We start from the raw sequence: 12855 nt of genomic DNA, 5'->3' as shown, positions 1-12855 counted from the left end.
TCGCCAGGATGGCGGCCCGGATCGGCAGACGAGCCGGGCCGCCAGATCTGCCATATGCCAAAAGACCCCGTACCCCAATAAGACCAGGTGAAAACTTGACTATGTCCCATTCCTCCATCGTCGAGAAGGCAGCCGACGCAACAGCAAGGGCAACGCCGGTCTCAGTCGCCCGGCGCGTCCGCGGGCTCTCCGACAGGGCGATCGCCTGGCTGTTCATTGCACCGGCCATCACCTTGCTGCTGGCGATCAACATCTTCCCGCTGCTTTGGGCGGTCTATCTCTCCTTCACCAATTACCGCGCCAACCGGCCGAATGCGCCGGTCCAGGGCGTCGGCCTTGGAAATTACCAGCGCGTCCTCAACGATCCCGACATCTGGTTGGCGATGCAGACCACCGCGCATTTCGTCTTCTGGACGATCGTGCTGCAGACGGTGATCGGTTTCACGCTGGCCTATCTGATCGACCGCAAGTTTCGCGGCCATGCCTTCTGGACGACGATCATCCTGATTCCGATGATGCTGTCGCCTGCCGTCGTCGGCAATTTCTGGCGCTTTCTCTACGAGCCGCAGATCGGCCTCTTTGCCTATGCCGTGTCGCTGATATCAGGCATTCCGACATCGGAGATCCAGATGCTCGGCAACGTCACTCTGGCGCCCTGGGCGATCATCATCGTCGATACCTGGATGTGGACGCCCTATGTGATGCTGATCTGCCTCGCCGGCCTGCGCTCCATCCCCGATTATATCTATGAGGCGGCCGAGGTCGACCGCGCTTCGCCCTGGCGCCAGTTCTGGTCGATCACCGTGCCGATGGCCCTGCCCTTCATCATGCTCGCCGTGCTCTTCCGCGGCATCGAGAATTTCAAGATGTTCGACATGGTGACGCTGCTCACCGGCGGCGGGCCCGGCTCGGTCACCGAAGTCGCTTCGATCACGCTGAAACGCGCGGCCTTCGAAAGCTGGGCGACCGGCCGGGCCTCGGCCTTCGCCATCATCCTCTTCGTCGCGGTGTTTGGCCTCGCCAACATCTACGTCAAGGCATTGAACAAGGTGAAGCAACGATGAGCGCCGCCAACTCCGCCCATTCGGTCGTCGAACCGAGCCTTTCCAGCAAGCGCATCGCCGGCACCATCGTCGTCCTATATGCGCTGATCACCCTCATCCCACTCGTCTGGATCTTCCTGACCAGCATCAAGTCGCCGCCGGATTCGATCAGCTATCCCCCGAAGATCGTCTTCACGCCGTCGCTCGAAGGCTATTGCAACCTGTTCACGACGCGCACCCGGCAAACGCCTGATTATATCGCCTCGCTGCCGGCGCCGGTCGGAGCCTGCGATGAGGTGACGCGCAAGCGCAACATGGTGATCGCCGGCCCGTCGAACTTCCTGCCGCGCTTCGTCAATTCGCTTGTCATCGCCTTCGGCTCCACTTTCCTGGCGGTCTTCCTCGGCACGCTTGCCGCCTATGGCTTCTCACGCTTCAAGGTGCCGCTCGCCGACGACCTGCTGTTCTTCATCCTGTCGACACGCATGATGCCGCCGATCGCCGTCGCCATCCCGATCTACCTGATGTACCGCGAGCTCGGCCTGTCGGACACGGCGCTCGGCATGATCCTGCTCTACACCGCCGTCAACGTCTCGCTTGCCGTCTGGCTGCTCAAGGGCTTCATCGACGAGATCCCGCGCGAATACGAGGAAGCAGCGATGATCGACGGCTATACCAGGCTGCAGGCCTTCCGAAAGGTCGTGCTGCCGCAGGCGACCACCGGCATTGCCGCGACGGCGATCTTCTGCCTGATCTTCGCCTGGAACGAATATGCCTTCGCCGCCCTTCTGACCTCGGGCGAGGCCCAGACCGCGCCGCCCTTCATCCCGACGATCATCGGCGAAGGCGGACAGGACTGGCCGGCGGTCGCCGCCGGCACGACGATCTTCCTGATCCCCATCCTCGTCTTCACCATTCTTCTGCGCAAGCAGTTGCTGCGCGGCATCACCTTCGGAGCCGTCCGCAAATGAGCCATCTGATCGAAACACGCACTCCCGCGCGTCCGAAGCGACCGTTCTTCCTGCGTCGTGGCCCGATGGAGACCATCGCCACCGTGCTGATCGGGCTCGGTTTCCTGATGCTGTTCCAGCCCTTCCTGCTGGTGCTCTATACCTATTCGCTGGTCACCCTGCTTGCAGGCACCGTCATGTTCATCATCGTTTCGAAATTCCCGGAGTGAACCATGGCGGATATCCGGATCGAAAATCTCCGCAAGGAATTCGGAAGTTTCGTCGCCGTTCAGGATTCGAGCTTCACCGTCCATGACGGCGAGTTCCTGGCGCTTCTCGGACCTTCCGGCTGCGGCAAGACGACGACGCTGCGCATGATCGCCGGCCTCGAGCTGCCCAGCAGCGGCAAGATTTATCTCGACGGCGAGGACGTCACCTTCAACCGCGCCAGCGCCCGCGACATCGCCTTCGTCTTCCAGCTCTTCGCGCTCTACCCGCATATGAACGTGCGTAAGAATATCGGCTTCCCGCTGCTGTCGCAGGGCATGGCTAAGGCCGAAATCCGAGCCCGCGTCGAGGAGACGGCGCGCCTGCTGCAGATCGACCATATTCTCGACCGCTCGGTCTCCGGCCTTGCCGGCGGCGACCGCCAGCGCGTGGCGCTCGGCCGCGCCATCGTCCGGCGCCCGAAATGTTTCCTGATGGACGAGCCGCTCGGCACGCTCGATGCCGAATTCCGCGAGGTCATGGTTCATGAGCTGCGCGAACTGCACAACCGCATCCACGCCACCACCGTCTACGTCACCCATGACCAGCACGAAGCGATGGCGATGGCCGACAAGATCGCCGTGATGAACCATGGCGTCATCGAGCAGTTCGGCACGCCGCAGGAGATCTATGCCAAGCCGGCGACCATGTATGTGGCCGATTTCATCGGCTCGCCGCCGATGAACTTCATGCGCTTCACCTCGGGTCTGAAAAGCGGCGACCGCTCCATCCTGCTCGACGGCGTCGATGTCGCCGTTCCCGAGATCCACCAGGACATGGCCGAGAGCGAGCTGGCGCTCGGCGTCCGGCCGGAGCATATCCGCTTCAGCGATGCCTCGGCGCTCCGCGGCGCCGTCTATGGCAGCGAATATCTCGGCACCAACCAGGTCGTCGCCGTGGAAACCCCGGGCGGCTTGATCAGGGCCCGCGTTCCCGCCAATCGCAGCTTCCAGATCGGCGAGAGGGTCGGCCTGGAATTCAATCCGGCGAAACTCGCACTCTTCGACTGCAGGTCGGGCCGCGCAGTGCCATCCTCACTCTATCAGGAGACCCGGCATGGCTGATGTCGTCCTCAGGAACCTTGCCAAGCGCTTCGGTGATACCCAGGCTCTCGCCGATCTCGATCTTTCGATCCGCGATGGCGAATTCGTCGTGCTGCTCGGTCCCACAGGCGCCGGCAAGACCACGACGCTGCGGCTGATCGCCGGCTTGGAAAAGCCAGATAGCGGCCGCATCGAGATCGGCGGCCGCAATGTCGCCGCTGAGGCCCCCGCCGAACGCGACGTCGCCTTCGTCTTCCAGCAATATTCGCTCTATCCGCACATGACGGTCTACGAGAATCTCGCCTTCCCGCTGAAGGCGCCTGTGCGCAAGCTGAGTGCGGAGGAGATAGACCGTCGCGTGCGCGAAGTCGCACGTATGGTCAGGATCGACCACAAGCTGGAGAACCGCTCGACCAGGCTTTCCGGCGGCGAGATGCAGCGTGTCGCGATCGGCCGGGCGCTGGTGCGCCGGCCGGCGATCTATCTGATGGACGAGCCGCTGTCCTCGCTCGACGCCAAGCTGCGCGCCGAACTGCGCCTGGAACTGAAGCGTATCCAGAAAGAACTGGGCTCGACGCTGCTCTATGTCACCCATGACCAGGTGGAAGCCATGACCATGGCGGACCGCATCGGCATCGTCGCCGAGGGAAGGCTGATGCAGGTGGGAACGCCGCGCGAGATCTACGGCAATCCCGCCAACCTGCACGTCGCCGCCCGCCTCGGCCAGCCGCATATCAACCTTCTACCGGCCGACCTGCTGCCGGGCGGCCAGCCGCCGGCCGGTACGAAGACCGTCGGCGCCCGCACCGAACATCTCGATATCATCGTCGGCAAGGACGCCAATGCGGAGATCGACTGGATTGAGCATCTCGGCGACCAGAACCATCTGCACATCAGGGTTGCCGATCCCAAGCAGCCGGCGCGGGATCACAAGCTCGTCACACTTGCGGATCCTTATCTGGCGATCGCACCGGGTGACCGGATCAGCTTGACGCTGCGCGATCCGCTTTATTTCGATGCGGCTGGACAGCGCCTGTCCTGACCGGCAAACAGACACGATGATGGCATGAAAAACAAACAGACGGGTCTCAATCGATGAAACATTTCTTCAATCGCAGGGAAAACATCGTCACCGAAGCCTTGGACGGTCTGCTTCTGACGAGCAGCAATGGTCGTCTCGCCCGCCTCGACAGCTTTCCCGACATCAAGGTGATCCTGCGCGCCGACTGGGACAAATCGAAGGTGGCGATCATCTCCGGCGGCGGCGCTGGCCACGAACCCTCCCATGCCGGCTTCGTCGGCAAGGGCATGCTGACGGCAGCCGTCTCCGGCGAAATCTTCGCCTCGCCGAGCGTCGATGCCGTGCTGACGGCAATCCGTGCCGTGACCGGCCCGAAGGGCTCCCTGCTGATCGTCAAGAACTATACCGGCGACCGCCTGAATTTCGGCCTCGCCGCCGAAAAAGCGCGCGCCGAAGGCTTCGACGTCGAGATGGTCATCGTCGCCGATGATATCGCCATCCCCGGCATCAACCAGCCGCGCGGCGTCGCCGGCACGCTGTTCGTCCACAAGATCGCAGGTTATCACGCCGAAAAAGGCGACGATCTGACGACGGTCGCCGCCCATGCCGCAGCCGCCGCTGGCGACATCGTTTCGCTCGGCATGTCGCTGTCCACCTGCAGCGTGCCTGGCCAGGTCCATGAGGATCGTCTCGGCGCGGACGAAGGTGAACTCGGCCTCGGCATCCATGGCGAGCCCGGTGTCGAGCGCATTACCCTGCAGCCGGTCGCCGATATCGTCGCCACCATGGTGGCGCGCCTTTCGCCCACGCTGCGCGAAGGGGCAAGCCATGCCCTCCTCATCAACAATCTCGGCGCCGTGCCGCCGCTCGAAATGACCGTCATCGCCAATGCGGTATTGTCCTCGCCGCTTGGCCGCCGTGTCCGGCTGATCATAGGCCCGGCGCCGATGATGACCGCGCTCAACATGAACGGCTTCTCGCTGTCGCTGATCCGGCTGGACGCCGTTCGCGAGGTGGCGCTGACGGCGGCGGTCGAGCCGCATGCCTGGATGCCGGCCGTCGAGCGCCATGAGATCCGGATCATCGCCGCACCGAGAACATCAGCCGGCTTGAACGGCGCGGCCGTGGCCGGGGAAAACACCCGCAACCGGCGCTTGATCACGGCGCTCTGCGAGCATCTGATCTCGCAGGAAAGCGAGCTCAACCGGCTGGACAGCCGCGTCGGCGACGGCGATACCGGCTCGACGGTGGCCTCAGGCGCCCGCAGCGTGCTTGCCCGCTTGGACATGCTGCCGCTCGACCGACCGGCCGCAACGCTTGCCTCGCTCGGCGACATCCTTGGCACCAGCATGGGCGGGTCGAGCGGCGTGCTGCTGTCGATCTTCTTCACCGCGGCGGCAAAGGCGATGGCCGATAAAGCCGATATATCAGCCGCCCTGCTTGCCGGGCTCGACAGGATGACGTTCTATGGCGGAGCCGGAGTCGGCGACCGGACGATGGTCGATGCGCTGTCGCCCGCCCTGCAGGCGCTCGAATCCGGCGATATCACCGCGGCGGCAAGGGCAGCGGCAGCGGGTGCGGAGTCGACAAAGACGATGATGAAGGCGAGAGCCGGACGCGCCTCCTATGTCGGCGAAAGAGATCTGGCGGGCGTCGCCGATCCGGGAGCCGTCGCGGTTGCCGGCGCCTTCGGCGTGGCGGCAAGCCTCGCCTGACCAAAGAGACGTTTGAAAGCCCGCGGGAGGCGCGGCGACAGGGAGGATGGCAGTGCAGGCGGAACCGGTGCTTGTGGCGGGATTGATCGAGGTGTGCCGCGCGACGATCGCTGATAATACAGATCACCTCTGCGCGCTCGACCGCGCCATCGGCGATGGCGATCACGGAACCAATATGCGGCGCGGCTGCGAGGCGGTGAGCGCCGAAGGCGAAAGCCTGTCCAGCCTGCCCTTTCCCGAAGCCGTGGAAAAAATCGGACTGACGCTGGTAATGAATGTCGGCGGCGCGGCCGGGCCGCTCTACGGCACGCTGCTGATGGAGATCGGCCGCGAGCTTCGCAAAAGCGAGGAAAAGGCCGATTTTTCGCAGGTGCTGAAACAGGCGATCGACGCCGTCGCCAGACGCGGGCGGGCGCATGCCGGCGACAAGACCCTGCTCGACGTGCTCTATCCCGTGCATGCCGCGCTGGCGAAGCGGTCCCCGCTCGGTGACATCGCCCGCAAAGCCGAGCGCTCCGCCGACAGGACGGCAGCGATGAAGGCGATGCGCGGGCGCGCCGCCTATCTCGGCGACCGTTCGATCGGCCATGTCGACCCCGGCGCGTCGAGCTGCGCGCTGCTGACCACGGCGATCTGCCGCTATCTCGGGGAGCACTGTCAGCAATGAATGGAAAGACCACAAACGTAGGCATCGTGATCGTCTCCCACTCGCCGCTGGTGGCAAGGGGCATCGCCGACATGGTGCGGCAGATGGTCGGCGACTGCGTGCCGCTCGCCTGGTCGGGCGGCAACGTCCACGGCGAGCTCGGCACCGATGCCGGCGGCATCCTCAAGGCGATCGAGACGGCCTGGTCCGATGCCGGCGTCGCCGTCTTCGTCGATCTCGGCGGCGCCGAGACCAACAGCGAGATGGCGATCGAAATGCTGGGGCTTCCCCGCGCGGCGCTCGTCTCCATCTGCAACGCGCCTTTGGTCGAAGGCGCCGTCATCGCCGCTGCCGAGGCGTCGGGGGGCGCATCGCTGGCCAAGGTCGTCGCCACAGCCGAGGAACTGTCCCCTTGATGACGAGCGGATTGCGTAGTGAAAAGCAGGAGCCCGAGCCATTGCACCTGAACTGCCAGACGGAAGTGGAAGTCAAGCACGGCGTCGGGCTGCATGCCCGTCCCTCCGTCACCTTCACGCGGCTTGCCAAGTCCTTCCCCTGCTCGATCGAGGTCGCCGTCAACGGCAGCGATGTCTGGCTGAACGGCAAGAGCATCATCAAGATCATGGGCGCGAGAATTCGCAAGGGGTCGATCCTCAGGATCCGCGCCGACGGTATCCTCGCCGAGGAGGCGATCCGCGCCCTCAAGGAACTCATCGAGCGCAACTTCGATGAGGAAAAGAAACATGGCCGAACCGCTTAGATTGAAAGCGAAGAGCGCATCCCCGGGCATCGCATCCGGCCCGGCCTTTCTCGCGGAAGAGCCGAAGGCTCCTTCCGCGGAGCGGCCGGACGTCCCCCCTGTGCCCAACGCGGCCGGCGGATACGGCGCGCTGGAGAAGGCGATCGACATCTCGATCGGCGAACTCGAGCGCCTTGCCGAGGGCACTGACGCCGAAAGCCGCGATATCATCGATTTCCAGATCGAGGTGCTGCGCGATCCGACGATTGCGGAAGCGACCGGCGCGCGCATGCAAGCCGATGAGAACGTCGTCTTTGCCTGGGTCACCACGCTCGACGCCTATATCGGCGAACTCGAAGCGGCCGACGAGGAGCAGATGCGCGCGCGCGCCGTCGACATTCTCGACATCAAGAACCGCGTGCTCGGCGCGCTCGCCGGCACCCCGATCGCCGATTTTCCGCCCGGCTCGGTCTTCGTCGGCAAGGACATGGAGCCCAGCCGCTTTCTCGCCCATGATTGGTCGAAGGGCGGCGGCATTGCGCTGTTTGCCGGCAGCGCCGCCGGCCACGTCGCCTTGCTCGCCCGGGCGAAATCGGTGCCGATGGTGGTCGGCACGGGTCGCTTTTCGGCCGCCGACGGAGATCCCGTCAGAGTGGACGGCGACGCCGGCGCGGTCATCCTGCAGGCGGGCGGCATGCTGATCCCGACACCGGCACAAGCACCTGCTACCGACACCCAGACTGAAAGCGGCGAGCTGCGCACCGCCGACGGTGTGCCGATCCAGCTGTCCATCAACATCAACGATCCCGCCGAGATCGATGCACTCGATCCGGCAACGGTAGGCGTCGGCCTGATGCGCTCGGAATTTTCAGTTGCCTCGGTCGCCGATGCCGCCAATGAGGAACGCCAGCTGGCGATCTATCGCCAGGTGCTGGAGCGGGCGGGCGATAAGCCGGTGATCATAAGAATGCTCGATATCGGCGGCGACAAGCCGCTCGCCGGCCTCGAAGACCTGCCGGCTCTCGCCTCGGGCTTGCGTGGCATTCGGCTGTTGCTCGCTCAGCCGGAAATCGCCCGCGTGCAGACCCGCGCCCTGCTGCGCGCTGCCGTCTTCGGCAGGCTGTCGGTGATGCTGCCGATGGTGACATTTCCCGACGAAATCGACAGGATACGGGACATATTTCGCGAAGAAGCCGAAAAGCTCGGCCGCCGCGCCGTGCCCCACGGGATGCCGCCGATTGGCATGATGGTCGAGGTACCATCAGCCGCATTGATGCTCGACACCTTCGGCTCGGCAGCATTCTTCTCGTTCGGCACCAACGATCTCACCCAATATCTCGCCGCCTCGACCCGCGACAGCAGCGAAGCCGATACCGGCAAGGCCGCACCCGCCGTGCTCCGGCTGATTGCCCAAGCGGTCAAGCTTGCCGCCGGCAAGCCCGTCAGCATCTGCGGCGACATGGCCGGCAATCCGCACTATCTGCCCGGGCTGCTCGCCGCCGGCCTCCGGCATTTTTCCGTGGCGCCGGCCCGGCGTCCCGCGATAAGATCGGCGATCATCGGCCTCAACGCCGATGGCACAAGGGCAGCCGGAGAATAGGATGGCGCGCGAAGACACCGAAGACGCCATTATCGCCTACAAGTCCATTCTGGCGCAGATCATCGACAACAGGCCATCGGGCACACGCCAGCGCCTGGCGACGGCGCTTGGAAAACATCGAAGCTTCGTCACCCAGATCACCAGCCCGACCTATGCGACGCCGCTGCCGGCGCGCCATCTCGCGACCATCGTTCGCGTCTGCCATTTCAGCGGTGCCGAACAGGAGCGTTTTCTCGAAGCCTATCAGGCCGCCCATCCCGGCAAGCTGCCGGATCTCGGCCATTCCGAGAAGTTGCGGCACCTGTCGCTGATGGTGCCAGATTTCGGTGACGACAGGAAAAACCGCCTGCTGGAAGAGGCGATCTCGGATCTGGTGCAGAAAATCGTCGCGATATCGGGTGCGGAATGACGAGTGAGCTGATTGACGTAACGTAATGTCTTTAGCCTTGGGAGAGGCTTGATGAAGAAGTTCATGAACACTGCGGAAACCATGGTCGCCGAAAGCGTCGAAGGCTTCGTGCGCGCCCATGAGGCTTTCGTGGTGTTCGGGGCTGAGCGCAAATGCATCCGCCGCCGCCATCTCACGTCAGGCAAGGTGGCGCTGATTTCAGGCGGCGGCGCCGGCCATGAACCGATGCATATCGGCTTCGTCGGCCAGGGCATGCTGGATGCCGCCTGCGTCGGCCATATCTTCACCTCGCCGACGCCAAGCCAGATCATCGCCGCCATCGAAGAGACCGATACCGGCGCCGGCTGCCTGCTCGTGGTCAAGAATTACGACGGCGACCTGATGAATTTCGAAATGGCGATCGAGATGGCCGGCGACCGCCACAGCCTCGACATGGTCGTCGTCAGCGACGATATCGAAACGTCGAGAACAGGCGAAGGCCGCGGCCGGCGCGGCGTCGCCGGCACGCTGATCGTCGAAAAGATCCTCGGTGCCGCGGCCGAACGCGGCATGCCGCTTGCCGGGCTGAAACAGCTTGGCGAGGGATTGAACACGCGGATCCGCTCGATGGGTGTGGCCCTGAACGGCGTGACGGTGCCGCAGACCGAACGCACCACGTTTTCGCTCGGACCCGGCGAAATGGAAATGGGCGTCGGCATCCATGGCGAACCTGGCCATGCCAGGCAGCCCTTCACCACCGCCGACACCATCATCAACCATCTCTGCGAGACCATCGCCGACGATATCACGGTGGCGCCGGGCACCAGCGCCCTGCTCTTCGTCAACGGCCTCGGCGGCACGCCGCCGGCCGAACTCTACCTCGCCTATAACAGTGCTCGCCGTTTCATCGAGGAAAAAGCCATGCCGATCGAGCGCTCGCTTGTTGGAACCTATGTCACCTCGCTCGACATGCAGGGACTGTCCGTCACCCTCGCCTTGCTGACCGAGGAGGAACTCGCGCTCTGGGACGCGCCGGTGGCAACGGCGGCGCTGCATTGGCCGTAACCGCATCCTGCCGTGCGTCTCTCCAGGAGATGACTTTATTCTTAAATCGATGCCGAATTGCGGTTTACGGCACTCCGAAGAATTGACCGACCCTGTCGCGGAGAGCGGCCTCTTGCTCAGCGCTGCCAGGATAGTCGAAATGCCCCGCATCCAGGATGAAGATCTCATTTGGTTTCGGTATCGCATTGGCGACAGCGAACTGGCAGGGCGGTGCCACCGCGGGATCGAAAAGGGCGACGGCCGTCAGCATCGGCACGTTGATCCGTCTGGCGGCGGTCGCCGCATCGTAGAAGCGCAGCGTCTCGAGCGCATTTCCGTGTTCTGCCTGATATTCCTGCACCGATTGGGCGCTGCCGACAGTTGGAAGCTTCAGCCGTAGTGGCTGGTGCCCGAAGCTCGGCAGTGCCAGATGGCCGCGATCGATGCGCTCATCATAGGCGATCGCCATCGCTCCGACACCGCCGCCGAAGCTGATGCCGCTATAGCCGATATGGCCACAGAGCCAAGGATAGAACGCCGTAAGCGTCGAGACCGCAAGCCAGATATCCTCGACACAGCCGCCGATAATATAGGAGTCCGGCTTGTCGATATCGTGCAGCACATGCCAGGACGGATTCTGGGAGATTGGCGGATGGGCGCTGAGCGACAGCCCGCGGCAACAGGGAAAGAGGATCGCCGTTTCCTTGATCGGCAGCTCGAAATCAGGACGATCCCGCCCGCCGTAACCATGGCCGACGACCAGACCGCGCCGGACCTCCCCTTCACGCGGCAGGATGAGCCAGCCGCCGATCCGGAATGCGTCTGTGGAGAGATAGACGAGATCGAGCACATGCCAGTCGGGATGGGTGATCCGACTGCGCGAAAGCACCGGCTGCGGATCGACCGCCAGCGCCTTGTGATACCGCGCCTCCCAGAAATCGTCGAAACCCTCGGGCGGCTCCGGCGGCTTAACCGCGAGAAGCTCTTTGAGCCGCATGCCGTAGGTGGGATCGAAATCAAAGGGGTGTGTCTTCGGAATGCTCATCCGGGCTTTGTCCCGTGAAACAGCGGGCTGCGCAAGCCTGGGATCCACGCCCGCCTCCACCAGCCGCGGGCTTGGCTCAGTCCGCATTCTGCCCCGCCGCCTCGAGGATCAGCCGGGTGATCTCGTCGGGATGGGAGATCAGTGAAAGGTGGCTGGCCTTCAGCTCGATCGTCTTCGCGCCCATGCGCTTGGCCATGAAGCGTTCGAGATCGGGATTGATCGTCCGGTCCTCGGTCGAGACGGCATACCAGCTCGGCTTCGAATGCCAGGCGGCCTGCGTCGTCTTGCCGGTCAGCAGCTCTTTCTGGAACGGCTGCTGCACGGCATAGAGCACTTTCGCCTTCGCCTCCGGCAGGTCGCCGGCAAAATCGCGCAGGAAGGCTTCCTCGCTGAGCCGGCCCTCATCGCCGTCGAAGACGATGCCGGCCGAAGCCGGTGGAGTCGGGAAGGTCTTGGCGAGAGCGGTATAATCCTCGCCCGCATCCGGCGCCCGGGCTGCGACATAAACGAGCGCCGAAACATCAGGGTGCACGCCGGCCTCGGTCACGAGCATGCCGGAAAACGAATGCCCGACCAGAACTGTCGGGCCGTCCTGCCGGTCGAGCACTCGCTTCACGGCAGCGACGGCCTCGGGCAGCGTCGTCAGCGGGTTCTGCACAGCGGTGGCATTGAGCCCGGCCGCCTGCAGGCGCGCGATCACCTCGGTCCAGCACGAGCCGTCGGCAAACAGCCCGTGCGCCAGCACGACGTTGCGCGCCTTCACCGGAGCGGATGTCGCGGCCATGCCGCGGGTGGCGAGCAGAGAAGCGGCGGCGCCGGCAACAAGGGCGGCCGAGAAAGTCCGTCTGTTCATCATCATGATCTGGTTCCTTGTGGGTCAAGAAATTGAAAGATCGAAAGCATGTCGGCTCAAGCCTGAAGAACCGAAGCCCAGTCGAAATCGGCTGATCTACAATGCGATGTCGGGATGATTCGCCCTGCCCGGCGCAAGGCGTCAACCTTCGCCCCGTTGCGCTCCCGCATATTCAAACTCGGCATTTGAAGCGGCTTCATCTATGCAGAAGCCTGCTTGCTGGAGACTTATGTATTCCCATCCGGTCCATGAAGCCATCCATCCCACCGCGCACAATGGCGTCCTTGCCGGCAGGCGTCGCCATGCGCAACCGCATGCCCCTTCCGGCGCACACACTGCGCCAGGGCGAACGGCTGCGCCGATCTCAGGACAAACATGAAGCTACCATGCAGGCGATCGCCGACGGCGAGATGGCATCACGGCGCATGCGCGCCCACATGCTGAACGCCGCCACCTCGCTCAGCCGGTTTATCGAGGCCGGCAAGCTGATATGAGCTTGAC

General features: G+C 64.0%; 15 protein-coding genes. 13 read left to right on the top strand and 2 right to left on the bottom strand.

The features are described from left to right. Nucleotides 1–95 precede the first annotated feature (95 nt). Genes ACMUVN_RS04100 through ACMUVN_RS04045 form a run of 12 tightly spaced genes read left to right on the top strand, consistent with a single transcriptional unit; the run spans nucleotide 96 to nucleotide 10477 of the window. Nucleotides 96–1064, top strand: coding sequence for a carbohydrate ABC transporter permease (locus ACMUVN_RS04100; protein ID WP_047610372.1), 969 nt, complete (start codon nucleotides 96–98; stop codon nucleotides 1062–1064). Then, nucleotides 1061–2014, top strand: a complete 954-nt coding sequence (locus ACMUVN_RS04095) for a carbohydrate ABC transporter permease (RefSeq protein WP_028757828.1) — start codon at nucleotides 1061–1063, stop codon at nucleotides 2012–2014. The genes ACMUVN_RS04100 and ACMUVN_RS04095 overlap by 4 nt, the downstream gene beginning before the upstream one ends. Then, complete coding sequence (locus tag ACMUVN_RS04090) at nucleotides 2011–2223, top strand: hypothetical protein (protein WP_003560267.1); 213 nt, start codon at nucleotides 2011–2013, stop codon at nucleotides 2221–2223. The genes ACMUVN_RS04095 and ACMUVN_RS04090 overlap by 4 nt, the downstream gene beginning before the upstream one ends. Before the next feature lie 3 nt (nucleotides 2224–2226). After that, nucleotides 2227–3324, top strand: coding sequence for an ABC transporter ATP-binding protein (locus ACMUVN_RS04085; RefSeq protein ID WP_132572140.1), 1098 nt, complete (start codon nucleotides 2227–2229; stop codon nucleotides 3322–3324). Further along, entirely contained in the window at nucleotides 3317–4345 is a 1029-nt protein-coding gene (locus ACMUVN_RS04080; protein WP_132572143.1) for an ABC transporter ATP-binding protein, read from the top strand. The genes ACMUVN_RS04085 and ACMUVN_RS04080 overlap by 8 nt, the downstream gene beginning before the upstream one ends. Nucleotides 4346–4398: 53 nt before the next feature. Next, a complete protein-coding gene (locus ACMUVN_RS04075) occupies nucleotides 4399–6039 on the top strand; it encodes a dihydroxyacetone kinase subunit DhaK (protein WP_132572146.1) in 1641 nt (546 codons plus the stop codon). A 46-nt stretch (nucleotides 6040–6085) separates the two neighbouring features. Then, entirely contained in the window at nucleotides 6086–6706 is a 621-nt protein-coding gene (gene dhaL / locus ACMUVN_RS04070; protein ID WP_132572149.1) for a dihydroxyacetone kinase subunit DhaL, read from the top strand. Further along, the gene (gene dhaM / locus ACMUVN_RS04065) at nucleotides 6703–7101 is read left to right on the top strand and encodes a dihydroxyacetone kinase phosphoryl donor subunit DhaM (protein ID WP_097542335.1); all 399 of its coding nucleotides are present in this window, start codon (nucleotides 6703–6705) and stop codon (nucleotides 7099–7101) included. Before dhaL ends, dhaM begins: the two co-directional genes overlap by 4 nt. Then, entirely contained in the window at nucleotides 7101–7445 is a 345-nt protein-coding gene (locus tag ACMUVN_RS04060) for an HPr family phosphocarrier protein (RefSeq protein ID WP_028757822.1), read from the top strand. The genes dhaM and ACMUVN_RS04060 overlap by 1 nt, the downstream gene beginning before the upstream one ends. Next, nucleotides 7429–9024 carry a putative PEP-binding protein gene (locus tag ACMUVN_RS04055; RefSeq protein ID WP_132572152.1) on the top strand — a complete coding sequence of 532 codons (1596 nt, stop codon included), beginning with the start codon at nucleotides 7429–7431 and terminating at the stop codon, nucleotides 9022–9024. The genes ACMUVN_RS04060 and ACMUVN_RS04055 overlap by 17 nt, the downstream gene beginning before the upstream one ends. A 1-nt stretch (nucleotide 9025) precedes the next feature. Continuing rightward, complete coding sequence (locus tag ACMUVN_RS04050) at nucleotides 9026–9433, top strand: hypothetical protein (protein ID WP_028757820.1); 408 nt, start codon at nucleotides 9026–9028, stop codon at nucleotides 9431–9433. A gap of 51 nt (nucleotides 9434–9484) precedes the next feature. Continuing rightward, nucleotides 9485–10477, top strand: a complete 993-nt coding sequence (locus ACMUVN_RS04045) for a dihydroxyacetone kinase subunit DhaK (protein WP_132572154.1) — start codon at nucleotides 9485–9487, stop codon at nucleotides 10475–10477. 64 nt (nucleotides 10478–10541) lie between these two features. Here the strand turns inward: ACMUVN_RS04045 and ACMUVN_RS04040 are convergent, their stop codons facing one another. After that, nucleotides 10542–11501 carry an acetylxylan esterase gene (locus ACMUVN_RS04040; protein WP_414814886.1) on the bottom strand — a complete coding sequence of 320 codons (960 nt, stop codon included), beginning with the start codon at nucleotides 11499–11501 and terminating at the stop codon, nucleotides 10542–10544. A 76-nt stretch (nucleotides 11502–11577) separates the two neighbouring features. Next, complete coding sequence (locus ACMUVN_RS04035) at nucleotides 11578–12360, bottom strand: alpha/beta fold hydrolase (protein ID WP_127430334.1); 783 nt, start codon at nucleotides 12358–12360, stop codon at nucleotides 11578–11580. Between the two features lie 296 nt (nucleotides 12361–12656). Between ACMUVN_RS04035 and ACMUVN_RS04030 the strand changes: the two genes are divergently transcribed. Beyond that, entirely contained in the window at nucleotides 12657–12848 is a 192-nt protein-coding gene (locus ACMUVN_RS04030) for a hypothetical protein (protein WP_414814885.1), read from the top strand. The last annotated feature ends 7 nt before the right edge of the window (nucleotides 12849–12855 follow it).

The sequence above is a fragment of the Rhizobium sp. IY2 genome, assembly GCF_047532935.1.
Lineage (GTDB): Bacteria > Pseudomonadota > Alphaproteobacteria > Rhizobiales > Rhizobiaceae > Rhizobium > Rhizobium anhuiense.
The sequence above is the reverse complement of the archived record's forward strand: the minus strand, read 5'-3'. Positions and strand labels throughout refer to the sequence as shown.